This is a genomic window from Rhizobium leguminosarum, assembly GCF_002953715.1.
GTDB classification, from domain to species: domain Bacteria; phylum Pseudomonadota; class Alphaproteobacteria; order Rhizobiales; family Rhizobiaceae; genus Rhizobium; species Rhizobium leguminosarum_V.
This window is the reverse complement of the sequence record NZ_CP025012.1, coordinates 4,193,818-4,216,931: the sequence shown is the minus strand read 5'-3', so window position 1 is coordinate 4,216,931 and position 23,114 is coordinate 4,193,818. Positions and strand designations below refer to the sequence as shown.

Genomic DNA, 23,114 nt, shown 5'->3' with positions numbered 1-23,114 from the left:
TGAAATCAGTTCAGCGACCGGGGCCCTTGACCGAATAGTCACCCGCGACCATCGGCAGACCGTATTTGTCAAAGAGCGCCTTCAGAGACCCATCCGCCTTCATGTCTTTCAACGTCGCAGACACGGCATCAGCCAAAGCCGGGCTTTTGAATGCGACAGAAACCGGAGCGGGGTAGAGGCCGCTGATTGCCCGTTTGAAGTCCCCGCGAGAATCGTACTCCTTGGCGACGGCGTCGATCGACACGACACCCTGCACCTGGCCTGCCCGCAGAGCCTGGTAGGCGAGGGCGAAATTATCGAACGTCTGGATGGTCAGGCCTTCTTTGCCCGCGTCACGCAGCTCCTTGTCGAGAAGGCGTGTCTTTGTTTCCTCGAAACCACCGATTTCGACACCGATCGTCATGCCGGCCAGATCATCTTTTGCGGCGACGTTTTTCTTCGAATCTGGTGCCACGGAGACGCTGATGGCCTGATCTTCATAGGGGATCATCTGCATGATCTTGGCGCGTTCCTCGGTGAAGAAAATGCCCGTATTGATCATGTCCCAACGGCCAGCCTGCAGACCCGGAACCATCGCGGAGAATTCGATGCGGACATATTCGGGTTCAAGGCAAAGGCGCTTGGCGATCTCTTTGCCGAGGTCGATGCGCATGCCCTTCAGATCGCCCGTGGAGTCGATGAACTGGAGCGGCGGAAGCGTTGGATTGGTCGACATGACGAGCGTGCCGGGCTTGATCAACTCGCCTGCCGCGACTTTGGGTTCGCAGGATTGAGCGAAGGCAAAAGACGCTGTGACCGACAGGAAGGACGCGGCAAGAACGCTGCGAGAGAAGTGTGAACGGAGCATGGAGAGCCTCTGGAGTTCGGTTCTTTATCGTTGGATCCCGATAATGCATTCAAGTGGGATCCCATTTTTATACAAAAGTTCCCCGTAGATGCAAGTGCATTCTCAATTGATCGATTCAGTAGTTCGCAAGGACGCCCTGACGGACGACTTCGAGATGATCGGTCATGGCTCGGCGAGCCGCCTCGGCATCGTTGGCGGCTAAGGCAAGCAGGATCGCTCGATGTTCTCGCACGCCCGGCTTCGCGCGTACGACAGGCAGCTGTCGCTCGAAGATCGTTGTGTAGCGTCGCATCTCCCCGATAGTGGTTGCCATAAAGGGGTTGCGGCTCTCGCTTGCGATATAGTTGTGAAGCGCATCGTCAAACGCCCAGACCACCTCCGGGTCAGGTTCGGGGTCGGCCTCGATCTCGTCAAGCATCCTTGTCAAATGGTCCAGTTCAAGTCGCGAAACGTGGGGACTGGCGAGCGCGGCCGCAGTTGGTTCGAGCAGCATCCTCATGGTGAGGCTGTCAAGGTAGTCCTTGAGACTGATGACCCTGACCGAGAGAACGCCTTTTTCGTTTCTGACAAGTAGTCCCTCTCCTTCGAGACGTCCCAGCGCGTGGCGCATGGGAGAACGCGAAACGGCATGTTTCGTCGCCAGGCGGCGTTGCTGGACGACCGATCCCCCCGCGAGCCTGGCTGATAGAATATCGGCCAGCAGGGAACGGTAGGTTTCGTCAGCAAGGCTGGAGTCGCCAACTTCATTCAGACCATCGTCCATCTGCACTCGTTCCAGTCCTTTTCCAAATCGGCTATCATATGTAACAAGTGATCGCGTAAGGAAAGCGCGGTGCCGCGTCGAGCGGCCAACGCCTTAAAGAACAAGGAAATGGCAAACGGTGACAGACGCCTTAGAGGCCCCGGGTCGGAAAATTGCCGAGAAAGGGCAGCATAATCTTGCATCACTGACCTACAAGGCCGTGTCCGACATGATCCGGCATCGCCGGCTGAAAGGCGGGCATGTCATCGTTGAGGCAAGGCTTGCCGAGACACTCGGGATTTCAAGGACGCCGCTGCGGGAAGCGTTGCAGAGGTTGGAGGGCGAAGGCCTGGTTCGCAAGGGCGACGGCCGAAACTACGTCGTGCGACAGGTGGATGTCGGCGAGTATCTTCAAAGCTTGAAACTGAGGTTGTTGATCGAACCTGACGCAGCAGTACTGTCGATCAACGCTATTCCGCGACGACTTTTGATGAGCGTCCGGCAAGAAATCCACGACCTTCTGGACGCGACGGCGTATCACACAGACGCGCACTGGTTCTCGGATGACAATCTCCACAATATGATCATCGATCATTGCGGCAACGCGGTAATGGCCAAGGTATTGCGGGAGCTCCGGGCGACCACCCGTCTCTTCGAAATCGACCGCCTGAAAGATCGCCTGAAGCCGGACTCCACGGAACACCTCGTTATTATCGAGGCGATCGACCGAGGCGATGTCGAGGAAACTCGCCGAGCTGTCGCCCATCACATCGAAAGCTTAATCGCATTTACGCGAATGCATCTACACGTCGCTGACCTCTAGCGATCGAGTGGACCGTAGGGGCCGGTGAAGCGATGATGGAGCCTCAGTCAGAGGCTTTTTGTTCGAGTCAAAGTCCTCGATGCCTCGATCAGCCATCTTCTTTTCGCTGGGCATCGCCCGGACCAGAAGACGTCAGCCGGCGATCAAAGCGGCTTCATACACCATCGTCGCGGCGGCAAGATCGGCCAACGCCGTTCCGACTGCCTTGTAGAGAGTGATCTCGTCGTTGGACGTCCGCGCTGGAACATCCCGGCGGCACAGCTCGTCGAGTGTCGCGCGCACCGCATCTGCAGCAATGACGCCGGCTCTGATCGGCTGAACCAGATCGCCCGCTTCGTGAAGGGCTTCGTGAGTGTCGATATAGACCGAGGAGCGCCGAAGCGTCTCGTCATCCGCCTCGCGCATCGCCGGGGTGAAGCCGCCGATCAGATCGACATGGGTGCCCGGCCGCAGCCATTCGCCCCGGATAAGCGGTGCTGTCGCCAACGTCGCCGCGCTGACGATATCGGCTTGCCGCGCCGCGGCTTCCAGATCCGGGACGGCAGCGGCCTGGAGCCCCTGTTGCCGGAGGCTCTGCGCCAGCCGTTCCGCACTGGCCGGATCGATATCCCAGATATCGACATGCGCGATCGGCCGGACGGCGCGGTAGGCATCGGGTATGAGGCTCGCGACGCGGCCTGCGCCGATCACCAGCAGACGGCGGGCGTCCTGTCGGGCAAGATAGTCCGCAGCAAGGGCCGATGCCGCTACGGTGCGGCGCGTCGTGATCGTGTTTCCGTCAAGGAGCGCAAGCTGCATCCCGGTCCGGCCATCATAGAGCATGTAAGTCGAGGTCAAACCGGGAATGCCGCGTACCGTGTTGCCGGGAAAGACGGTGACGATCTTGATGCCAAGGTAGCGCTCCGACCGGTGCGTTTCATGCCAGGCCGGCATCAGAAGCAGCGTCGCATCCGGCTCGCCGCGATTGGACATCGTGTGGTGATGCCGTACCGGCACAACACAGCCTTCGGCAAATGCTTGCCGCAGGGTCGCGACCAGCGCGCCGAACGGCAGGAAATCGCCCGTTGTCCGGGCATCGAGAATACGGATTTGTGTGTCGGTCATTGAAGCGATCTCTCAGGAAGTTCTGACTGCTGTGTGATTGAACGAGAGCCGCGTCGCCGCTGCGCGGCGCACCGGCTTTTCAACCGGCATCGGCCCTTTCGACGCTCCGTTGCGAGGGAATGCGGAGCAACTCGGCACCGCTCAGCCAAACGCCGCTTTCTTCTCCAGAATTCTGGCGTATTGCGTAAGCGGATAGCACAGGGCGAAGAAGATCACCGCGACGAGACCGTAGACCTTGAAAGGTTCGAAGGTCGCGTTGTTGATGGCGTTCGCGGTTTTCAATAGTTCTTCGAAGCCGAGGATCGAGGCCAGTGCGGTGCTCTTGATCAACTGGACCAAGAACCCGACAGTCGGCGCGCGCGTGATCCGGAAAGCCTGCGGCAGGATGACAAGGCGAAGTTCGAGGAGACGATGCAAGCCCAGGCTGGCTGCGGCGTCCCATTGCCCGCGCGGCACCGCCTCGACGCCGCTCCGCCAGATTTCGGCAAGATAAGCGCTGGCGTAGAACGTCAGACCGCAGACGGCGGCGGTCCATGACTCGATCCGAAAGCCGAGCATCGGCAGGCCGAAGAACATCAGAAACAGCTGCATGAGCAGCGGCGTTCCCTGAAACAGGGCAATGTAGCCGGACGCGAAGCTGCGCGGCCAGCGCGTTTTCGATATCCGTGCAGACAGGATCGCCAGGCCAACGATGGCGCCGCCGGCAAAGGCTGCGAGCGAAAGCAGCAGGGTCCAGCGTGTCGCGAAGACAAGATTGCGCAGAATGTCCCAGAAGGTGAACTCAATCATGTCAGACCGGCTCCCAGAAAACGGCGTTTCCCGGCGAAAAGGAGCCGGCGAAGTGCGGCGGACATCGAAAGGTAGATCAACGTTGCCACCAGATAGGTCTCGAAGGAGCGGAAGGTGCGCGACTGAAGCAGATCGGCCTCCTGCGCCAGCTCGCGGACGGATATTTGCGAAACCACCGCCGATTCCAGCATCATGATGATGATCTGGCTCGTCAGCGCCGGGAAAATGATGGCGATCGCTTGCGGCAGGATGATTTTGAAGAACACCAGCCGGGGCCTCAGGCCGAGTGCCTGCGCCGCCTCCTTCTGGCCTCTCGGTATGGCATCGAGCCCGGCCCCGACCACCTCGATCGTGTAGGCCGCCATATTGAGGGTCATGGCAAGGACTGCGGCAGAGATCGGATCGAGGCGAATGCCGAGGCTAGGCAAGCCAAAGAAGATGAAGAACAGCTGCACCAGGAATGGCGTATTGCGCATGATTTCCACATACAGGCCGACGACCTTGCGCAACCATGGATAAGGTCCCCGGCGCGCGGCCGCGCCGAGAACGCTGAGAACGATCCCGAGGACCGATGTGGAGGCCGTCAGTGCAAGCGTCGTGCCTGCGCCATAAGCCAGAGCTCCCATTCCGTCCCAAAGCCAATTGAAATCGAGGCTGTATCTCATCGCTTGTCCTTTGGAGCCGGATGATCTGGGCCGGGTCGGCCCGAAATCTCGATCCGCCTCTCAACCAAAGAATTGGAGCATGATGCCACCGCAATCGCTTGCAGTTTTCGGCATCATGCTCTGGTGAGTGGGAGGCCGTCTTCGTCAGTCCTTCAGGTTTTCAGGGTTGAGCGGCGCTTTCAGCCAGCTCTTCGAGCTTGCGTCGAGCGAACCATCAGAGATCATTGCGGCGACGCTGTCATTGACAGCCTTCTTCAGGCCTTCCTCGCCTTTGCGGAGCGCGATGTGCGAGGGGGAGCTGAGGAGCTGGAACTTCTGCTCCGGCTTCAGCTCGTCCTGTCGTGCCAGAACCTGTGCACCGACATCGTTGCCGACCACCATCAGCTGCGTCTGGCCGGATATGAAGGCCTGGATGACCGAATTGTAGTTCTCGAAACGCTGGATCGCTGCCGATCCGGGGGCGGCAGCCGTCAGCGACGTGTCTTCGAGCGTCCCACGATTGACGGCAACGGTCTTGTCGGCGAGGTCTTCCTTACCGCTCACCTTCAGTGCTGCCGGACCGATGACGGCGATATAATAGGGGGCGTACGGGGCCGCATAATCGATAACCTCGGCGCGCTCCTTCGAATAGCCGACGCTCATCAGAAGGTCGACGCGGTCGTCGTTCAGGTAGGCGATCCTGTTCTGGCCAGTAACGCTCACGAGATTGAGTTTCACGCCGAGCCCGTCGGCGATCTTCTGGGCGACGTCGACGTCATAGCCCTTGATGCTCATATCGGCGCTTGCCGAAGAGAATGGCGGGAAATCGGAGAAGATGCCGATGTTGATCTCGCCTGCGGCTTTGATATCGGCAAGTTCGTCGGCCTGCGCGGCCCCCGCCAGGATGCCGAATACGGCAATTGCAGCGGTGGCGGTGTAGCGCAATTTCATAAGAGCAGTCATGTCGTTCCCCTTTTTGAGACGTGTTGTGCGACAGGTGATGGATGGCAGCGGGCGCGAGGCCCGCTGCCATTGTGGAGCTGGTTCTCAGGTCAGCTTTGTCCTGACCGCGGGACTGAACATCGCGAGGCACAGGAGTTCGAACAGGACCTGCGCGGCGATCTGCGCGGTGTTGGTGGTGTTGTCGTATTGCGGCGCGATTTCCACGACGTCGCCGCCGACGAGGTTGATGCCCTTGAAGCCGCGCAGCAGGGTCAAGGCCTCCCTCGGCTGAAGCCCGCCGACTTCCGGCGTGCCGGTTCCCGGCGCGAAGGCCGGATCGAGGCTGTCCACGTCGAAACTGAGATAGGTTGGACCGGCGCCGACAACCTCCAGAGCCTTTGCGATCACGGCCTTGAGGCCCATCTCGGCCACCTCTTCGGCGTGAATGACGGTCATGCCGGAGGCAAAGGAGAACTCCCAGAGATATTCGCCGCCGCCGCGGATGCCGATCTGGATCGTACGCTTCGGATCGAGCACGCCCGCCAGAACCGCCTCGCGGAAGGGCGCGCCGTGATGGAACTTGGAGCCCTCATAGGGACCAGCGGTGTCGCAATGAGCGTCGATGTGGATCATGCCTACCGGCTGGCTGGCTGCCAGGCCCTTGAGGATGGCGCCCGAGATCGAATGGTCGCCCCCGACCGATAGCGGGATGACCCCGGTTGCCGCGATCATCCGGTAGCAGGCCTCGATGTCGGCATGGCACTCGGCCAGGCCGAACCGGCTGCGCATCGGCACGTCGCCGACATCGGCGACCTTTAGCCCTCCCATCGGCGCGACACGCAGAACATGTTCGTAGGGGCCTACACGCTCGACCGCCCGGACGGCCCGCGGCCCCAGCCGTGCGCCGGCGCGATTGGTGACGCCGAGGTCCATCGGCACGCCGATCAAAGCCACGTCAAGCGCCTCAAGCACCTCGGGCCGCAAGCCGTTCTCGATGAAACGGGCATCCAGAAAGGTGGCGGGATCGGCGAAGGGCCATTTGCGGCTGTCGCCGTCCTTGAATACGCTCGCCGCCACGGCGCGGAAGTGCGGATCTTCCATCTCTCCGCCTGCAGCGCTGCCGAAGCGCTTTCTCAAGTCTTCCAGAAAATCCCGGTCAATGGTCAAGGCAGGCTCCCACGGTATTGATGCTGCGATCATCATCAGCGCCGCCCGCTTCTCTTGGAACCGCGAAAATTCGAGAGGGGATATAACGATTCTTGATAGACCAGGTCTGCCGAGGCTCCGCGAAGCTGTTAGTGCGCTCATCCGGACGTTCAGAAAACTTTATAACCCGGCGAGAATTTTCCCACTACCGCGGTTGGCAACCTCCAAGCAGTCTCCGATGCGAACGGTCCGGCAGAGGGCCGACAACAAAGGGGACCTACCATGTTGCACGATATGACACGCCGCCGCTTCCTCGGATCCGCCGCTGCCGCGGGGATTGCCGGCACGATGACCGGGTTTGCGAGATCCGCCGCAGCCGGCAGCGGCAATCTGACCGCTGTCGAATGGGGCGGCGATGTCGTCGAAGCCATGAAGCAGATTGCCGCCGACCAGAATACGGCGACATTCAACTGGGTTCTTCATCAGGGCGGCGCGGGCGCGATCCTGCCAAAGATCAAGGCCGTCTGGCCGAATGTCGACTACGACTACGTCGCCGGCTGGGAAGGCTCATTCAATAGCATGGTGAAGGAGGATTGGCTCGAGACCATCAATCCTGCCGATGTTCCCAACCTTGCGAATATTCCCGAGAAAATCATCATTCGTGATGGCAAGGGCAATATCAAAGCGGTCCCACGCGCAGTTGGCGGCATGTATTTCGGTGCGCGAACCGACACGGCTCCTATCGCTGTGAAGACCATCGATGATCTGCTGAGCCCCGATCTTAAGGGCGCGATCTGCTGGCCGGGCCCGACACAGAGCATGATGCTCCAGATTGTCGCGCTCGCCCTTCACGCTGGCGGCAGTGAAACGAATATGGAACCCGGATGGAAGCTCATGACGGAATTGGCGAAATCCGGTAATATCGGCCGCGTCGCCATCACCGATATCGATTTCACCAATTCGCTGACGTCGGGCGAGACCTCCATCGGCTTCTTCGCTGAGCCCGGCTGGGCGGCCGTGGCGAAGAACTTCCCGGTTACTCGTTTCACCAAGGATAGCAATTTCAAGGCCTTCCTCTACCAGAGCGGTTTCGGCGTACTGAAGAATAGACCGAACACCAAGGCGACCCTCGATTTCGTCAACTTCGCGATCAGCCCGGACATGAACTCGCTCTACGCCAAGGTGGCGGGCGAAGCGCCGTTGAACAGCAAGGCGGTCACGCCCGACAATCTCAAGCATCTGTCCTTCACGTCGGACGAGTTTTCGAGCTTCGTCTATGTGCCGGACTACAATGTCGTTCTCGAACAGCAGGATGCCTGGTCCAAACGCTGGGAGCAGGACATCGCCCCGTTGCTCTAAAGCGCGTCGCGATCTTTCAGGCTCGCTCCTTGCGCTTTAAGTCTTTGTTTTTACGCATGTCGTTATCGCAAAACCGCTGCACGCTTTTGCGCGACATGCTCTAAGGCGCCACGCGGGCTTCGATAACCTCCCTTTCTCATGGCCCGTAAGGGCGAGGAAAAGGCTGTTCCACCATGTCCAAGGTAAGGCGGCAACCCGTTGCCATTTCAATACCTGATCGCCGAGATGCGGCCTTGACGCTCGGGCCAGCCCTCCTGGTGTTCGCATTCGGTTTTCTGTCACCATTAATCAATCTGGCAATCGAAAGCTTGAAGGAGTTTACGCCGGGGCGCGTCGGTTCCGTTGAAAATGCCGCGGCAACGGTCCAAAACTATTACGAGCTTGTAAACCAGGCGTTTGCGAGTGTCCTGCTGACGACCTTCTGGATCGGTGGAGTTGCCGCGATCATCGGCCAGCTTGTGGCATTCCCGCTGGCCTACTTCATCGTGCGGCGCATTTCCCCGCGGATGCGGGCGCTCACCCTCGGCTTTTTGATTACGCTCGTTCTATCCAGCGTCCTGATCAAGACATACGCGATCGAACTGACCTTCGGGTCGGTCGGCATCCTCCGACCCCTCCTCTTGACACTTGGCCTTTCGCCCAACAGCCGCGAATATATCAATATCGTCGTTACTGCGGGTCTGGTTCACTCGATCATACCGGTCGCAACGCTAACGCTGATTGGCGCGATGCAATCGATCGATCCGCGTCTGCTCGATGCAGCCCAGTCGCTCGGCGCGCCGGGATGGAAAGCCCACCTGTCGATCACGCTTCCCCTGAGCTTCCCGGCTCTGATCTCAAGCACGCTTGTCTCGCTGACTTTCGCAATCAGCGCCTTCGTCATTCCCATGGTGCTCGGGAGGGGCCGGGTGCTTTTCATATCGAACGTCATCTACACCCGGTTCAGCGATATCGCCAACTATCCGAGCGGCGCGGCGATCTCGCTCGTCATGCTTGCCGCGGCCTTGGCGGTCGTCGCTGTCATAACGTTTGCGCAGGCCTGGAAGGTTTCCCGATGAGCAGACAGTCTCTTACAGCGCGAACCGGAGACCGGATCGCCCTTTCCCTCGCCTACGGTGTCATCGGCCTTGGATTGGCGTTCCTCGCCATCCCGTTGGTGATAACATGCCTCATGGCCTTCGACGCCAGGACCTACCTCGGTCCGCTGCCGCCACCTGCCTTGTCGCTTCACTGGTTCGAACGGCTGGTCTCTCAGGCGGATATCCTTACCAGCCTACGCACCAGCCTCATCTTGGCGGTACTCACGACGGTTCTGTCCGTCACGATCGGAACTGCGGCGGCTGTCGGCCTTGCCCGTGGCAATTTTCCAGGAAAGGCAGCGCTGACTTCGGCCTTTCTCTCGCCACTCATCGTTCCGCCTGTTGTCATCGGATTCGGCCTGCTGCTTTTCCTTTCCAAGGCCGGTATCACAAATGGCATGGCGCGCCTGCTCCTCGGCCACGTGATCATCACGTTGCCCTATTGCATAAGGACCAGCCTCGCCAGCCTTCTCGGCAGCGACCAACGGTTGACGGAAGCCGCAATGGTTCTCGGCGCCACCGAGCGCCAGGCCTTCTGGACCATTACCCTACCGCTCATGCGGACCGGCGTCGTCACCGGCGCAATCTTCGCCTTCGCAATTTCGATAGATGACGTATCGATCAGTCTTTTTCTGAGCGATCCGTCCGCCACGACCTTGCCTGTTACGCTGGTCAGCAACATGCGCGCGGCTTTCGATCTGACGATCGCCGCGGCGGCCGTGGTCCTGATTGCCGTCACCGCGTTGCTGATCGTTGTGCTGGACCGTGTCGTCGGCTTCGACACCGTCGTCGGTCAGGGTTTGTTTCGTTCATGAGGACAATACGATGATTTCTGCCGTGGAATTTCAAGGGGTCAGCAAGCGCTTCGGCGAAACGGTCGCCCTCGGTGATATCTCCTTCTCGGTGAACCCAGGTGAAACAATCGCACTGCTTGGACCGAGCGGCTGCGGCAAGACCACCATTCTTCGGCTCATTGCCGGATTCGAGCGGCCCGACAAAGGCTCGATCCTGATCGACGGCGAGCCGATGGCCGGATTGAAACCCTATGAGCGCAATGTCGGGCTGCTGTTCCAGCACTATGCACTTTTCCCGCATATGACCGTCGAACAGAACATCGGTTACGGACTTCGCCATCGCAACCATCCGCCGGGGCAAATACCGCGCCGCATTGCCGAGATGCTTGAGCTCGTCCGGCTCACCGGTTTCGGACAGCGGCGGCCGCACCAGTTGAGCGGCGGCCAGCAGCAGCGTGTTGCCCTTGCGCGGGCGCTCGCCACCCATCCGAGCCTTGTTCTTCTGGATGAGCCCCTGTCGGCCCTCGACGCCAAACTTCGCCATGAGCTGCGCACCGAATTGAAGGATGTGCTCGCCGCGGTCGGCTCGACCGCCATCGTGGTAACCCACGACCAGGAGGAGGCGATGAGCCTGGGAGAGCGCATATTCGTGATGAATCGTGGGGCCATCATGCAATCCGGCCGGCCGGATGATGTGTATTGGCGTCCAGACTCGCATTTCGTCGCGGATTTCATGGGTCGGACGAATTGGATTCATGGCTCGATTTCGGCCGCGGACGGAACGGCCGGCAAATTTCGCTCCGAATCCGGCTGGGAGTTTCCGGTCGCATTCACCGGAAGTCTTTCAGGTGCCGCCGAGATTTGCGTGAGGCCGGAAAGCGTCGAGATATCGTCCGGCGCTCCGGGTGCCGGGGCCATGCCCGGACGCGTTGCCGACGTTGTGACACTCGGTGCCTTCAGGCATATCGTTCTGGACCTCGTCAGTGGCGACCGCATAATCTCGGCTTGCCCGAACCGTCCGGACATAGCCTTCGCGCGCGGGCAGGAGATCAGCGTTTCCATTCCCCCCGAGGCATGCGTTCTGTTCGCGCGATAAGCTGGCATTGACCGGGCGCAGCTTGCGCTGCGCCCGGGGGCTAAGGGTCACCAGTTGCCGGAAGCACATGGTTCGTCCAATATCCGCTTATAGGCGGAGAGGCCCTCGGCTCTCGAGCGCCACAAAGTATGGAATGCGGCTTCTGATGCTTGATCTTGATTCCTATCTGCTTCGTGCATTTCTGACCGTCGCGGAGATCGGCACCGTCAATGGAGCAGCCTTCAAGCTGAACAGAACGCAGGCCGCCGTGAGCATGCAGATCCGCAAGCTGGAGGAGCTTGTCGGCGTTACGCTGTTTTCGCGTTCGTCAAAAGGCCTCGAGCTCACGAGCCATGGGCAGATCATGCTGGCTTATGCCCGCGAAATGGTCGCCCTCAGCGACGAGGTCGAGAAAAGGCTGACAGGCAAGATGATCGAGGACCGCATTCGCCTCGGCGTCGTTGAGGACTTCGCAGCCGGCCACCTGATCGACATTCTTAGTGACTTCAGAGCCCAGAACCCGAAGGTCGATATCGACATCATTGTCGAGCCGAATCGCCGCCTGGCCAGCCTGTTTGAAGACGGGAAGCTGGATCTCGTGGTTTGCGACATCACCTGCCTCGCGCGAAAACCGACCCTGATCTGGACCGAATATTTGATGTGGACGGTCAGATCCGACTTTGTGGCGGATGCCGAAAAACCGCTTCCGATCATTATGTTCGAGGAGGAGTGTCCCTGGACGCTCCCGACGCTTGCTGCCCTGTCCCAGCGGAACGTCAAGTGGAAGACGGCGTGCGTCGCATCGACGCTGGTGGCCATGGCGACCGCGGTTCGCGTCGGTATCGGTATCGCGCCAATGATGCTCAACACGAAACCGGAGGGCTGCCGGACGCTTGACCGATCGGCGGACCTGCCCGGTCCAGTGCGCATCGAAATCGGTCTGTATGCTCAATCCGAGACGGCCGAAGGTGCGCGCTATCTTGTGGACTTCATTTCGCGGCATACGGCCATATTGTCCAGCTAGGAGCGTTCAGCTTCCATTATATCGGGTCAATTTAATTCCCTCTACCGAAGTGGCGAGCGAAGCCCCACAGTGATCGGATGAAGGGTCGACGACCCAATCTCAAGCATTCATGGAAGTCTGCGAATACGATGATGGGGCAAGCCAAAGTTGACGAAACTCTCCTTGCAGATGCCGCCTATCTGCCCGGCCAGGTCGCAAACCTCGCGAGGGGAGCGAGCGTGACGGCGCAAACCAACGAAATACTGGAACGCATCAATGACATGCTGCTACGCGAAGGTACCGACAAGTCAGAGATCATTCTCGTCAACATCTGGCTCAGGGACCTTGCTTCATTCGAGGAAATGAACAGAGCCTGGGATGCCTGGATGCCGGATAGCGGAACGCCACGGCGGGCGACGTTTGAGGACAAGAATCTCCCGCCGATGTGCGCCATCCGTATCGACGTAGCCGCGTCGCGAAAGAGTGGGGCCGGGCAAATTTGAGCCGCCTGCGTTCGTCATCGCGCGCTAAAGCGCGTCGCGATCTTTCAGATTCGCTCCTCGCGCTTTAGGTCTTTGCCTTACGCATGTCGTTGTCGCAAAACCGCGGCACACTTTTGCGCGACATGCTCTAAGGCCGGATGACGCAGACATTGGCCTCGTAGGCACAGGGATCGTCCTGCACTGCGATATCGATGACTTTCGCTTTCGGGGCTAGCGGCTCAGGCCGCGCGGGAGGATAGAAGCCGTAGCGCTCGCCGCCGACATAGGTTCCGCCATCGGCTTGATAGACGTAAGACGTGCCGGCATAGGTGTCGCCGCCGCCCTGCGTTTGGGGCAGGACGACGATGAGATTGCTGCGGGCGATGCGATTTGTCGCCGGCGATGAAAACTGTTTCAGGTACGGCATCCGTTCTTTGCGGTTCCGATATCGATAGGCATTGTCGAAACGGATGCCACGATCGCGCCAGCCGATACGTTCGCCGAGGAGTAAACCGCCGTGGAAAGCGTGACGATGGCCGGGAAAGCGATGATCGTTGCGGCGGTCGCCGGCTTCGGCGGGAAGTGCAGCAAGCACGGACAGGGCAATCAGGGCGACTGCGGACAGACTGCGAAACATGGGTGGCCGGCCTCCGGAATTCCGATCCCTAACAAATCGTTAACGCCAGATTGCGCCAAAAGCCGGAGCTTGTCCATTCAGGTCGGACAACCGGCACAAAATTTGAGCGGAAAAGACCAGTTTCTTTAGCCTGCAAACTTCCCGGTAACGCGAATCGATTAAATTAAAAGCAGACAGCGATTGTGCTTGTCGTCGGCGTTCCCGGTGATTAAACGTCGCAATTGATGCAACGCACACAGAGAATTTTGTCATTCGTGTGGTTGACTGAGCATGCTCCGAAATCCGGGAGCGCAGAGAAGCCGCCGCGAGGTTCTGATGGCGAACGTGACAAATAACCGGCCCCTATCGCCGCATCTGCAAATCTACAAGCCTATTCCCACCATGGTCATGTCCATCGTCCACCGCATTACCGGTGGCGCGCTCTATGTCGGTACGCTGCTCGTCGCCTGGTGGCTGATCGCGGCGGCAAGCGGCCAGGGCTCCTACGACTGGGCCAACTGGGTGCTCGGCAGCCTTCTCGGCAAGCTCGTGCTTCTCGGCTATACCTGGGCGCTGCTGCACCACATGCTCGGCGGCTTCCGCCATTTCATGTGGGATCTCGGTTATGGCTTCGGGAAAGAGTTCTCGACCAAGCTCGCCATCGCCAACATCATCGGGTCGCTCTGTCTGACCGTGCTGGTCTGGGTGATCGGCTTCCTCATTCGCTTCTGAAGGTCCTCTCATGGATATGCGCACCCCCCTCGGCAAGGTTCGCGGGCTCGGCTCCGCCAAGGACGGAACGGATCATTTCTGGCGCCAGCGGCTGACGGCCGTCGCCAATGTTCCGCTGATCCTCTTCTTCGTCTTCTTCATGCTCGCCTATGCCGGCGCGCCTTATGCGGATGTGGTTCGCGCGCTGTCGAACCCCTTTGTCGCCGTGGTCATGGGGCTGATGGTGATCTCCGGTGTCATTCATATGAAGCTCGGCATGCAGGTCATCATCGAGGATTACGTGCACGGCGAATTCGGCAAGATCGTTCTCCTGATGCTGAACACGTTCTTTGCGATCCTGATTGCCGGCCTCTGTCTCTTCGCCATTCTGAAAATCGCATTCGTAGGATAAGCTGATATGGCACCGACTTCACCCGCCCAGAATGGCAAGGCCTACAAGTATGTCGACCACTCCTACGACGTAATCGTCGTCGGCGCCGGCGGCGCCGGGCTGCGCGCCACACTCGGCATGGCCGAGCAGGGTTTCCGCACGGCCTGCATCACCAAGGTATTCCCGACCCGCTCGCACACGGTCGCGGCCCAGGGCGGCATTGCTGCCTCGCTGCGCAACATGACGCCGGATAGCTGGCAGTGGCACCTCTATGACACCGTCAAGGGTTCCGACTGGCTCGGCGACGTCGACGCCATGCAGTATCTCACCATGGAAGCGCCGAAGGCGGTCTATGAGCTCGAGCATTACGGCGTGCCGTTCTCGCGCAACGAGGAAGGCAAGATCTATCAGCGCCCGTTCGGCGGCCACATGCAGAATTACGGCGAAGGCCCGCCGGTGCAGCGCACCTGCGCCGTTGCCGACCGTACCGGCCACGCCATCCTGCATACGCTCTACGGCCAGTCGCTGCGCAACAATGCCGAATTCTTCATCGAGTACTTCGCGCTCGACCTGATCATGTCGGAAGACGGCAGCCGCTGCACCGGCGTCGTCGCCTGGTGCCTCGATGACGGTACGATCCATCGCTTCGCCGCCAAGATGGTGGTGCTGGCGACCGGCGGCTACGGCCGCGCCTATTTCTCGGCAACATCAGCCCATACCTGCACCGGCGACGGCGGCGGCATGGTGGCGCGTGCCGGCCTGCCGCTGCAGGACATGGAATTCGTTCAATTCCATCCGACCGGCATCTACGGTTCAGGCTGTCTGATCACCGAAGGCGCTCGCGGTGAAGGCGGCTACCTCGTCAACTCCGAGGGCGAGCGCTTCATGGAGCGCTACGCCCCTTCGGCCAAGGACCTTGCCTCGCGCGACGTCGTTTCGCGCTGCATGACGCTGGAAATCCGTGAAGGCCGCGGTGTCGGCAAAAACAAGGACCACATCTTCCTGCATCTCGACCATCTCGATCCGGCGGTTCTTCATGAACGCCTGCCGGGGATTTCCGAGAGCGCCAAGATCTTCGCCGGCGTCGACGTCACGCGCGAACCGATCCCGGTTCTGCCGACCGTTCACTACAATATGGGCGGCATTCCCACGAATTACTGGGGCGAAGTGCTGAACGCCGACGGTGCCAATCCGGAACGGATCATCCCTGGCCTGATGGCTGTGGGTGAAGCCGGCTGCGCCTCGGTGCACGGCGCCAACCGTCTCGGCTCCAACTCGCTGATCGACCTCGTGGTCTTCGGCCGCGCCGCTGCGATCCGCGCCGGCGAGGTCATCGACCGCGCAGCGCCGATCCCGCATCTCAATGTCGCAGCCTGCGACAAGATCATGGACCGCTTCGACGGTCTGCGTCATGCCAGCGGCGGCACGCCGACGGCGGAACTGCGTGAGAAGATGCAGCGCGCCATGCAGGAAGACGCCGCCGTCTTCCGCACGCAGGAATCGTTGGAATCGGGCTGCCAGCGCATCTCGGCAATCTGGGGCGAGATGAAGGACATCAAGGTCACCGACCGCTCGATGATCTGGAACTCCGACCTCGTGGAAACGCTTGAGCTGCAGAACCTGATGGCCAACGCCATCACGACGATCTACGGCGCCGAAGCCCGCAAGGAGAGCCGCGGTTCGCATGCACGCGAAGACTATACCGAGGGTGCATTCGCCGGCCGCGACGATGTCAACTGGCGCAAACACACGCTCGCCTGGGTGAACGAGGCAGGCGACGTGAAACTCGATTACCGGCCTGTTCACACCGAGCTCATTGCCGAAGGCATCGATCCGCACAAGATCGAGCCGAAGGCGCGTGTATACTAAGATGAGGAAGGCTGTCTTTCTCTCAATTGTCGCGGTTACCTTGATGGTGTCGTCCTCTGCCTTGCCGGCCGATCGCTACAAGTTGCGAGCTCCGGGCGGTGTCGGTGCCGCCGTAAGTAACGAAGTTGGAGTTTGGAATTCGGCCAAAGCGGCTAAGGCTGCCCACGATTCCCTGGTTGTCGGCAATCAGTTCATGTCCAAGGATCTCGCTTGTGTGGTTCGACCCGGGACCAAAGCAGAGGTTTTAGAACGTTCTGGTGCAGTGGCCTTCGTTCGTGCCAGCAACGCTGCGTTCGGTGGTTGCAAGGGTTATGTGAAGACAGAATTCCTGTCGGCAAACTAGGATCTTACTATGGTTGAACTCGCTCTCCCCAAAAACTCCCAGATGCGCGAAGGCAAGGTCTGGCCGAAGCCGGCGGGTGCGACGAACACCCGCGAATTCCGCGTCTACCGCTGGAGCCCCGATGACGGTCAGAACCCGTCTATCGATACCTTCTATATCGACGTCGACGATTGCGGGCCGATGGTGCTCGACGGTCTGCTCTACATCAAGAACAAGATCGACCCGACGCTGACGCTGCGTCGCTCCTGTCGCGAGGGCATCTGCGGCTCCTGCGCGATGAATATCGACGGCACGAACACGCTCGCCTGCACCAAGGGCCTCGACGATATCAAGGGCGCGGTGAAGATCTATCCGCTGCCGCATCTGCCCGTCGTCAAGGATCTGGTTCCCGACCTCACCAACTTCTATGCCCAGCATCGTTCGATCGAGCCATGGCTGAAGACGGTGTCGCCGGCGCCGGCCAAGGAATGGAAGCAGAGCCATGAGGACCGGCAGAAGCTGGACGGCCTCTATGAATGCATCCTTTGCGCCTGCTGCTCGACCTCCTGTCCGAGCTACTGGTGGAACGGCGACCGTTATCTCGGTCCGGCCGTTCTGCTGCAGGCCTATCGCTGGCTGATCGATTCCAGAGACGAGGCGACCGGCGAGCGCCTCGACAATCTCGAGGATCCGTTCCGCCTCTATCGCTGCCACACGATCATGAACTGTGCGCAGACCTGCCCGAAGGGCCTCAACCCGGCCAAGGCGATCGCCGAAATCAAGAAGATGATGGTCGAGCGCCGGGTTTGATCAGGTGCATACCGATGGCGGAATAGACGGCTTCGATCCCGACGCCGTCACAGAGATCAGGTCGCGGCTTGCCTCGGTGCGCGAACAGGGCATCCGCATCGGTTTTGCTATCGAAAGTGGTAGCCGCGCCTGGGGCTTTCCATCTCCCGACAGCGATTATGATTGTCGCTTTGTCTACATCCGACCCGTCGAACATCATCTTGCTCTTGTTTCGGCGCGCGACGTCATCGAGTTCCCGATCATTGGCGATATCGATACCGGCGGCTGGGATCTCAGAAAGGCTTTGCGGCTTGCGCTCAAGGGAAACGCGGTGGTGGTCGAATGGCTGAAATCGCCGATCGCCTACGAAGAGGAAGCCGGTTTTCGCTCTCGTCTCGGCGCGTTTCTTGATCGCGTCATGGTGCCGGAAAAGGTCGCTGCGCATTATGTCGGACTTATGCGGCGGCATTTTCAAAGCCATGGCGAAGACGTGATCAAGCTGAAGACGCTGCTCTACGCCCTGCGTCCGGCCATCGCGCTCGAATGGATGCGCCAGCGTTCATATCGCGTGCTGCCGCCGATGAATATGCTGGAATGCCTTGAGACGATCTCCGTCGCGCCGGAACTTCGAGCAGCGATACTCGATCTCGTGCATGTCAAGAAGCAGACGCGCGAAATGGGTGTAGGCCTGCCACCGGGCCTGGTGCAAGTGTTCCTGCAGGGTGCACTGGAGCGCTATTCCGAGACATTGCGCGAGTTCGACAGGGATCCTGACAGAGATGAACGCGCGCAACACCTTGCTGACAAATTCTATGTGCAGGAAGTTTTGCAGCGGGACAATTGAACTGTATCGTTTTTCGGTTAGTTGTTGTCACGGGCAATTTATGCAGCACGACTTGATTAACCAAATCGAATTACGATAATCGGACTTGTCTCACGCCCGTTTCTCTACGGCGATGGCCGAATTCAGGAGTATGATGATGCAGTTGCGATATGCGATGACAGGTCTGGTGGTGGTTCTGTCGCTAGCCGGTTGTCAGCGTACGGCATATGATTACAGCTCCAACGCCAGTGCCGGCCCGGCGCCGTTGACGGCGCAGCCGGTGCCCTCGGTGCAGGGCGGGCAGCTTCCGCCGCCGACCGGCGGCTCGCAGTTTCCGGCCGCGCCGACGACGACGGCGCCGATGCCGGGCGCTGAACCTGGTGCAATGGCCGCGAATGCGCTCGATATCACCAAGGAATCGATGGTCGGAAGCTGGCGCGTCAACGGTAGCTGCGACATGTTCCTGACGCTCACCAATCTCGGCAGCGGTTCGCGCGGTGGAACGCGTGGCTGTGTCGGCGAGCTGACGGCGATGGGCTCCTGGGAGGTCGCCGGCAAGCAGGTGCTGCTCAAGGACCGCTCCGGCAACCAGCTCGGCAGCGTCTACAAGACGGCCGACAACCGCTTCCAGGGACAGACGAGCACAGGCCAGTCGATCAGTCTCAGCCGGTAAATGGTCCGGCGGGTCTCCGCCGTTGACTGACAGGCGGATATGCCCTCATGCAACCAATGCCGGATTATGCGCTCAGCGTCTGCGAACAGCTTAAAGCGCTGACCGCATCGGGCGCCCTTCAGGTCGATTCCGCCCAGATGGACGTGGCAAAGAGCCTCGATCGGGTGCTTGCCGGCCTGAAGCAGCTGCGGCCGGCGGCAAAATCGAGTGCGCTCGGCTGGCTGTTTGCCGCCAGGAAGAAATCCGCCGACGGCATCAAGGGGCTTTATATCCACGGCAGCGTCGGGCGCGGCAAGACCATGCTGATGGATATGTTCTTCGCGATGGCGCCGTGCAGGAAAAAACGGCGGGCGCATTTCCACGAATTCATGGCGGATGTGCACAACCGCATCGCGGCGCACCGGCTGAAGCTCAAGAACGGCGAGACGAAGCAGGCCGATCCGATGCCGCCGGTCGCCGCAGCGCTTTACGACGAGGCCGAGCTGCTCTGCTTCGACGAGTTCACGGTCACCGACATCGCCGATGCGATGATCCTGTCGCGGTTGTTCTCCGAGCTTTTCGCGCGCGGATGCGTGCTGGTCGCGACCTCGAACGTCGAGCCCGACAATCTCTACACGGATGGTCTCAATCGCGGCCTCTTCCTGCCGTTCGTCGGCCTGCTCAAGCAGCATGTCGATGTCGTCACCCTGGATTCGCCGACCGACTACCGGATGGAGAAGCTGAGCAGCCAGCCGGTCTATCTGGTGCCGATCAACGAGCATAACGACATGGCGATGGATGCGTCCTGGACACAGGCGCTGCATGGGCGCAAGGCGCAGCCGCTGGATATTCCGATGAAGGGGCGCCACATCCATGTGCCGCTCGCCATCGACCGCATGGCGCGGTTCTCTTTCACCGATCTTTGCGACAAACCGCTAGGCGCGGTCGACTTCCTCGCCATCGCCGAACGCTTCGATATGGTCTTTGTCGATCACATTCCGTTGCTCGGACCGGAAAAGCGGAACCAGATCAAACGGTTCATCATTATGGTCGATACGTTCTACGATCATGCCGTGCGGCTTTACATTTCCGCGGCGGCGATGCCGGAGGAACTGCTGTTGCAGCGTCGCGGCACCGAAGGCTTCGAATTCGACCGCACGGTGTCGCGCCTGTTTGAGATGCGCAGTGCGGAATATCTTGCACTGCACCATGAGAGGCGCGCCGCAGAGTAACATTTCAGTGACAGAATCTTTTACGTTTACGTAAGAATTTTTGTATCTAAACGATTGAAAACGCTGCATCAAAAATAATGAATTGCCATTTTTTGCCTTTGGGTCTATGCGATTGCGTCATTGGGCGGTGCCTTGCGCGTCCGTTCGACGAATTTGATCGCAAAGGAAACAGCGAAAATGGCGCGTAACAAGATCGCACTCATTGGTTCTGGCATGATTGGTGGCACGCTGGCGCACCTCGCCGGCCTGAAGGAACTGGGCGACATCGTTCTCTTCGACATCGCGGACGGCATTCCCCAGGGCAAAGGTCTCGATATCTCCCAGTCGTCGCCCGTCGAAGGTTTCGACGTCAATCTGACCGGTGCCAGCGACTATTCCGCGATCGAAGGCGCTGACGTCTGCATCGTCACCGCAGGCGTCGCCCGCAAGCCCGGCATGAGCCGCGACGATCTTCTCGGCATCAACCTCAAGGTCATGGAGCAGGTTGGCGCCGGCATCAAGAAGTATGCGCCGAACGCCTTCGTGATCTGCATTACCAACCCGCTCGACGCCATGGTCTGGGCGCTGCAGAAGTTTTCCGGCCTTCCGGCCAACAAGGTCGTCGGCATGGCCGGCGTTCTCGACTCCTCGCGCTTCCGCCTCTTCCTCGCCAAGGAATTCAACGTGTCCGTCCAGGACGTCACGGCCTTCGTTCTCGGCGGCCACGGCGACACGATGGTACCGCTCGCCCGCTACTCGACGGTCGGCGGCATTCCGCTCACCGATCTCGTCACCATGGGCTGGGTCACCAAGGAGCGCCTCGAAGAGATCATCCAGCGCACCCGTGATGGCGGCGCCGAAATCGTCGGCCTGCTGAAGACCGGCTCGGCCTATTACGCGCCGGCCGCCTCGGCGATCGAGATGGCCGAATCCTACCTCAAGGACAAGAAGCGTGTTCTGCCCTGTGCTGCCCACCTCTCCGGCCAGTACGGCGTCAAGGACATGTATGTCGGCGTTCCCACCGTCATCGGCGCCGGCGGCGTCGAGCGGATCATCGAGATTGATCTCAACAAGACCGAGAAGGAAGCCTTCGACAAGTCCGTCGGCGCCGTCGCCGGTCTCTGCGAAGCCTGCATCAACATCGCGCCTGCGCTGAAGTGATTGGCGCTGAAGTAATCGAAATAGGGATAGACCCATGAACATTCATGAATATCAGGCCAAGGCTCTGCTGAAGGGCTATGGCGCGCCGGTTGCCGAAGGTGTGGCTATTCTCAAGGTTGAAGAAGCCGAGGCTGCCGCCAAGTCGCTTCCCGGTCCGCTTTACGTGGTCAAGAGCCAGATCCATGCCGGCGGCCGCGGCAAGGGCAAGTTCAAGGAACTCGGCCCTGACGCCAAGGGCGGCGTTCGCCTCGCCAAGTCGATCGAGGAAGTCGTTTCCCACGCCAAGGAAATGCTCGGAAATACGCTGGTGACCGCCCAGACCGGCGAAGCCGGTAAGCAGGTCAACCGTCTGTATATCGAAGACGGCGCCGACATTGCTCGCGAACTCTATTGCTCGATCCTTGTCGACCGCTCGGTCGGTCGCGTGGCCTTCGTCGTATCGACCGAAGGCGGCATGGACATCGAAGCTGTCGCCCACGACACGCCTGAGAAGATCCAGACGATCGCCATCGATCCGGAAGCCGGCGTGACGGCTGCCGACGTTGCTGCGATCTCTAGGGCACTTCAGCTCGATGGTGCTGCTGCCGAAGACGCCAAGACGCTTTTCCCGACGCTCTATAAGGCTTTCGGCGAGAAGGACATGGCTCTGCTGGAGGTCAATCCGCTGATCGTCATGAAGGATGGCCACCTGCGCGTCCTCGATGCCAAGATGTCTTTCGATGGCAATGCGCTCTTCCGTCACGACGACGTCAAGACGTTGCGCGACGAGACCGAAGAAGACGCCAAGGAAATCGAGGCCTCGAAGTGGGACCTCGCCTATGTCGCGCTCGACGGCAATATCGGCTGCATGGTCAATGGTGCAGGCCTTGCCATGGCGACGATGGACATCATCAAGCTCTACGGCAAGGAGCCGGCTAACTTCTGCGACGTCGGCGGTGGCGCCGGCAAGGAGAAGGTTGCTGCGGCTTTCAAGATCATCACCGCAGATCCCAAGGTCGAAGGCATTCTCGTCAACATCTTCGGCGGCATCATGAAGTGCGATGTCATTGCCGAGGGCGTCATTGCTGCGGTCAAGGAAGTCGGTCTCAAGGTTCCGCTCGTCGTGCGCCTTGAAGGCACCAATGTCGAGCTCGGCAAGAAGATCCTGAACGAGTCGGGTCTGGCGATCACGGCTGCCGACGACTTGGACGATGCGGCCAAGAAGATCGTCGCGGCGATCAACGGCTGAGAACGATCATGGCCTTTCAGTCCACGCCCTCCGCTGCTCATTTCCGCCTCAACGCCTTCGCCGGCGTGTGGGAAGGGGATGAGCGTGTCGCGGCGTCGGCGTGGACGAGTGAAGGCAAGGCCAGTGCTGAGTTTTCCGGCGAGGCGTTGTTCGGCGGGTTCTTCCTCGAGCAGCGCTATCGCCAGACGCGCGATGGTGCTGTTTCGTTCGAGGCGCGAAATGTTTTCGGCTTCGATGCTTCGGACAAGACCTACAAGCTCTACCAGTTCGACACCGCAGGTTTTGCGCCGCCTGTGCCGGCGTCCGGCGAGTGGAACGGCAATGAGCTTGTGCTGATGAAGACTTCGCCGCGCGGCAGCCAGCGCACCGTATTCACATTTGAAAATGAAGACTGCTACCGGATGGGCGTCAGCTTTTCGCCTGCAGGCAGCGATACTTGGCAGGAGGTCGTCAGCGGCGTCTATCGTCGTGCGTCCCCCACGTCTTCCAACCTCTCCTAAACAAAGGCCTCG

The 23,114-nt window shown here is 60.0% G+C and carries 26 protein-coding genes; 18 read left to right on the top strand and 8 right to left on the bottom strand.

Features of this window, described 5'->3' with window-relative positions; genetic code table 11:
• Window positions 1–10 precede the first annotated feature (10 nt).
• A complete protein-coding gene (locus CUJ84_RS20940) occupies window positions 11–847 on the bottom strand; it encodes an ABC transporter substrate-binding protein (protein ID WP_018482713.1) in 837 nt (278 codons plus the stop codon).
• A 115-nt stretch (window positions 848–962) separates the two neighbouring features.
• The gene (locus tag CUJ84_RS20935) at window positions 963–1,616 is read right to left on the bottom strand and encodes a GntR family transcriptional regulator (protein WP_199788741.1); all 654 of its coding nucleotides are present in this window, start codon (window positions 1,614–1,616) and stop codon (window positions 963–965) included.
• A gap of 112 nt (window positions 1,617–1,728) precedes the next feature.
• Between CUJ84_RS20935 and CUJ84_RS20930 the strand changes: the two genes are divergently transcribed.
• On the top strand, window positions 1,729–2,412 hold the full coding sequence (locus CUJ84_RS20930) for a GntR family transcriptional regulator (protein WP_105007599.1): 684 nt from the start codon (window positions 1,729–1,731) through the stop codon (window positions 2,410–2,412).
• A gap of 132 nt (window positions 2,413–2,544) precedes the next feature.
• Here the strand turns inward: CUJ84_RS20930 and CUJ84_RS20925 are convergent, their stop codons facing one another.
• The 5 genes from CUJ84_RS20925 to speB form a co-directional block, all read right to left on the bottom strand.
• Entirely contained in the window at window positions 2,545–3,516 is a 972-nt protein-coding gene (locus tag CUJ84_RS20925; RefSeq protein WP_105007598.1) for an ornithine cyclodeaminase family protein, read from the bottom strand.
• Between the two features lie 141 nt (window positions 3,517–3,657).
• Window positions 3,658–4,305: an amino acid ABC transporter permease gene (locus CUJ84_RS20920; RefSeq protein WP_027682549.1), complete on the bottom strand. Its 648-nt coding sequence runs from the start codon at window positions 4,303–4,305 to the stop codon at window positions 3,658–3,660.
• Window positions 4,302–4,970, bottom strand: coding sequence for an amino acid ABC transporter permease (locus CUJ84_RS20915; protein WP_105007597.1), 669 nt, complete (start codon window positions 4,968–4,970; stop codon window positions 4,302–4,304). Before CUJ84_RS20915 ends, CUJ84_RS20920 begins: the two co-directional genes overlap by 4 nt.
• A gap of 144 nt (window positions 4,971–5,114) precedes the next feature.
• Entirely contained in the window at window positions 5,115–5,912 is a 798-nt protein-coding gene (locus CUJ84_RS20910; RefSeq protein WP_105007596.1) for a transporter substrate-binding domain-containing protein, read from the bottom strand.
• 84 nt (window positions 5,913–5,996) lie between these two features.
• Entirely contained in the window at window positions 5,997–7,058 is a 1,062-nt protein-coding gene (gene speB, locus CUJ84_RS20905; RefSeq protein ID WP_199788740.1) for an agmatinase, read from the bottom strand.
• A 261-nt stretch (window positions 7,059–7,319) separates the two neighbouring features.
• Between speB and CUJ84_RS20900 the strand changes: the two genes are divergently transcribed.
• The 6 genes from CUJ84_RS20900 to CUJ84_RS20875 all read left to right on the top strand — a co-directional run bounded on the left by CUJ84_RS20900 (window position 7,320) and on the right by CUJ84_RS20875 (window position 12,850).
• Entirely contained in the window at window positions 7,320–8,396 is a 1,077-nt protein-coding gene (locus tag CUJ84_RS20900; RefSeq protein ID WP_105007594.1) for an extracellular solute-binding protein, read from the top strand.
• A gap of 173 nt (window positions 8,397–8,569) precedes the next feature.
• The gene (locus CUJ84_RS20895) at window positions 8,570–9,454 is read left to right on the top strand and encodes an ABC transporter permease (RefSeq protein WP_105007593.1); all 885 of its coding nucleotides are present in this window, start codon (window positions 8,570–8,572) and stop codon (window positions 9,452–9,454) included.
• Window positions 9,451–10,290 (top strand): ABC transporter permease, encoded by an 840-nt coding sequence (locus CUJ84_RS20890; protein ID WP_105007592.1) that lies wholly within the window; start codon window positions 9,451–9,453, stop codon window positions 10,288–10,290. The genes CUJ84_RS20895 and CUJ84_RS20890 overlap by 4 nt, the downstream gene beginning before the upstream one ends.
• A 10-nt stretch (window positions 10,291–10,300) precedes the next feature.
• Window positions 10,301–11,365 (top strand): ABC transporter ATP-binding protein, encoded by a 1,065-nt coding sequence (locus CUJ84_RS20885; protein ID WP_105007591.1) that lies wholly within the window; start codon window positions 10,301–10,303, stop codon window positions 11,363–11,365.
• Window positions 11,366–11,498: 133 nt separating this feature from the next.
• On the top strand, window positions 11,499–12,368 hold the full coding sequence (locus CUJ84_RS20880) for a LysR substrate-binding domain-containing protein (RefSeq protein WP_199788829.1): 870 nt from the start codon (window positions 11,499–11,501) through the stop codon (window positions 12,366–12,368).
• 128 nt (window positions 12,369–12,496) lie between these two features.
• Window positions 12,497–12,850 (top strand): RidA family protein, encoded by a 354-nt coding sequence (locus CUJ84_RS20875; protein ID WP_105007590.1) that lies wholly within the window; start codon window positions 12,497–12,499, stop codon window positions 12,848–12,850.
• A 127-nt stretch (window positions 12,851–12,977) separates the two neighbouring features.
• On the opposite strand, the gene CUJ84_RS20870 is transcribed toward CUJ84_RS20875, so the two are convergent.
• Complete coding sequence (locus CUJ84_RS20870) at window positions 12,978–13,466, bottom strand: hypothetical protein (RefSeq protein WP_105007589.1); 489 nt, start codon at window positions 13,464–13,466, stop codon at window positions 12,978–12,980.
• Between the two features lie 315 nt (window positions 13,467–13,781).
• Between CUJ84_RS20870 and sdhC the strand changes: the two genes are divergently transcribed.
• The 11 genes from sdhC to CUJ84_RS20815 all read left to right on the top strand — a co-directional run bounded on the left by sdhC (window position 13,782) and on the right by CUJ84_RS20815 (window position 23,102).
• On the top strand, window positions 13,782–14,177 hold the full coding sequence (sdhC, locus tag CUJ84_RS20865; protein ID WP_012559217.1) for a succinate dehydrogenase, cytochrome b556 subunit: 396 nt from the start codon (window positions 13,782–13,784) through the stop codon (window positions 14,175–14,177).
• 10 nt (window positions 14,178–14,187) lie between these two features.
• Window positions 14,188–14,568, top strand: a complete 381-nt coding sequence (gene sdhD, locus CUJ84_RS20860) for a succinate dehydrogenase, hydrophobic membrane anchor protein (protein WP_012759282.1) — start codon at window positions 14,188–14,190, stop codon at window positions 14,566–14,568.
• A 6-nt stretch (window positions 14,569–14,574) separates the two neighbouring features.
• The gene (sdhA, locus tag CUJ84_RS20855; RefSeq protein ID WP_105007588.1) at window positions 14,575–16,416 is read left to right on the top strand and encodes a succinate dehydrogenase flavoprotein subunit; all 1,842 of its coding nucleotides are present in this window, start codon (window positions 14,575–14,577) and stop codon (window positions 16,414–16,416) included.
• Between the two features lies 1 nt (window position 16,417).
• Entirely contained in the window at window positions 16,418–16,759 is a 342-nt protein-coding gene (locus CUJ84_RS20850) for a succinate dehydrogenase (protein ID WP_105007587.1), read from the top strand.
• A 9-nt stretch (window positions 16,760–16,768) separates the two neighbouring features.
• A complete protein-coding gene (locus CUJ84_RS20845) occupies window positions 16,769–17,548 on the top strand; it encodes a succinate dehydrogenase iron-sulfur subunit (protein ID WP_088677571.1) in 780 nt (259 codons plus the stop codon).
• A gap of 4 nt (window positions 17,549–17,552) precedes the next feature.
• Window positions 17,553–18,371, top strand: a complete 819-nt coding sequence (locus tag CUJ84_RS20840) for a nucleotidyltransferase domain-containing protein (protein WP_105007586.1) — start codon at window positions 17,553–17,555, stop codon at window positions 18,369–18,371.
• 136 nt (window positions 18,372–18,507) lie between these two features.
• Entirely contained in the window at window positions 18,508–19,023 is a 516-nt protein-coding gene (locus CUJ84_RS20835) for a protease inhibitor Inh/omp19 family protein (protein WP_011653815.1), read from the top strand.
• 47 nt (window positions 19,024–19,070) lie between these two features.
• Window positions 19,071–20,234, top strand: coding sequence for a cell division protein ZapE (zapE, locus tag CUJ84_RS20830; RefSeq protein WP_105007585.1), 1,164 nt, complete (start codon window positions 19,071–19,073; stop codon window positions 20,232–20,234).
• A gap of 177 nt (window positions 20,235–20,411) precedes the next feature.
• Complete coding sequence (gene mdh / locus CUJ84_RS20825; RefSeq protein WP_003543522.1) at window positions 20,412–21,374, top strand: malate dehydrogenase; 963 nt, start codon at window positions 20,412–20,414, stop codon at window positions 21,372–21,374.
• Window positions 21,375–21,408: 34 nt separating this feature from the next.
• A complete protein-coding gene (gene sucC / locus CUJ84_RS20820; protein ID WP_105007584.1) occupies window positions 21,409–22,602 on the top strand; it encodes an ADP-forming succinate--CoA ligase subunit beta in 1,194 nt (397 codons plus the stop codon).
• Window positions 22,603–22,610: 8 nt separating this feature from the next.
• On the top strand, window positions 22,611–23,102 hold the full coding sequence (locus CUJ84_RS20815) for a DUF1579 family protein (RefSeq protein WP_018482679.1): 492 nt from the start codon (window positions 22,611–22,613) through the stop codon (window positions 23,100–23,102).
• Window positions 23,103–23,114: the final 12 nt, after the last annotated feature.

Bases quoted from the DNA above. Each gene is read 5' to 3' on its own strand.
- CUJ84_RS20900 (WP_105007594.1), top strand. From the start codon at position 7,320: ATGTTGCACGATATGACACGCCGCCGCTTCCTCGGATCCGCCGCTGCC.
- CUJ84_RS20915 (WP_105007597.1), bottom strand. From the start codon at position 4,970: ATGAGATACAGCCTCGATTTCAATTGGCTTTGGGACGGAATGGGAGCT.
- CUJ84_RS20940 (WP_018482713.1), bottom strand. From the start codon at position 847: ATGCTCCGTTCACACTTCTCTCGCAGCGTTCTTGCCGCGTCCTTCCTG.
- CUJ84_RS20920 (WP_027682549.1), bottom strand. From the start codon at position 4,305: ATGATTGAGTTCACCTTCTGGGACATTCTGCGCAATCTTGTCTTCGCG.
- CUJ84_RS20910 (WP_105007596.1), bottom strand. From the start codon at position 5,912: ATGACTGCTCTTATGAAATTGCGCTACACCGCCACCGCTGCAATTGCC.
- sdhD (WP_012759282.1), top strand. From the start codon at position 14,188: ATGGATATGCGCACCCCCCTCGGCAAGGTTCGCGGGCTCGGCTCCGCC.
- zapE (WP_105007585.1), top strand. From the start codon at position 19,071: ATGCAACCAATGCCGGATTATGCGCTCAGCGTCTGCGAACAGCTTAAA.
- CUJ84_RS20895 (WP_105007593.1), top strand. From the start codon at position 8,570: ATGTCCAAGGTAAGGCGGCAACCCGTTGCCATTTCAATACCTGATCGC.
- mdh (WP_003543522.1), top strand. From the start codon at position 20,412: ATGGCGCGTAACAAGATCGCACTCATTGGTTCTGGCATGATTGGTGGC.
- CUJ84_RS20925 (WP_105007598.1), bottom strand. From the start codon at position 3,516: ATGACCGACACACAAATCCGTATTCTCGATGCCCGGACAACGGGCGAT.
- CUJ84_RS20870 (WP_105007589.1), bottom strand. From the start codon at position 13,466: ATGTTTCGCAGTCTGTCCGCAGTCGCCCTGATTGCCCTGTCCGTGCTT.
- CUJ84_RS20875 (WP_105007590.1), top strand. From the start codon at position 12,497: ATGATGGGGCAAGCCAAAGTTGACGAAACTCTCCTTGCAGATGCCGCC.
- sucC (WP_105007584.1), top strand. From the start codon at position 21,409: ATGAACATTCATGAATATCAGGCCAAGGCTCTGCTGAAGGGCTATGGC.
- sdhC (WP_012559217.1), top strand. From the start codon at position 13,782: ATGGCGAACGTGACAAATAACCGGCCCCTATCGCCGCATCTGCAAATC.
- CUJ84_RS20890 (WP_105007592.1), top strand. From the start codon at position 9,451: ATGAGCAGACAGTCTCTTACAGCGCGAACCGGAGACCGGATCGCCCTT.
- CUJ84_RS20885 (WP_105007591.1), top strand. From the start codon at position 10,301: ATGATTTCTGCCGTGGAATTTCAAGGGGTCAGCAAGCGCTTCGGCGAA.
- CUJ84_RS20835 (WP_011653815.1), top strand. From the start codon at position 18,508: ATGCAGTTGCGATATGCGATGACAGGTCTGGTGGTGGTTCTGTCGCTA.
- CUJ84_RS20815 (WP_018482679.1), top strand. From the start codon at position 22,611: ATGGCCTTTCAGTCCACGCCCTCCGCTGCTCATTTCCGCCTCAACGCC.
- CUJ84_RS20845 (WP_088677571.1), top strand. From the start codon at position 16,769: ATGGTTGAACTCGCTCTCCCCAAAAACTCCCAGATGCGCGAAGGCAAG.
- CUJ84_RS20850 (WP_105007587.1), top strand. From the start codon at position 16,418: ATGAGGAAGGCTGTCTTTCTCTCAATTGTCGCGGTTACCTTGATGGTG.
- sdhA (WP_105007588.1), top strand. From the start codon at position 14,575: ATGGCACCGACTTCACCCGCCCAGAATGGCAAGGCCTACAAGTATGTC.
- CUJ84_RS20880 (WP_199788829.1), top strand. From the start codon at position 11,499: ATGCGGCTTCTGATGCTTGATCTTGATTCCTATCTGCTTCGTGCATTT.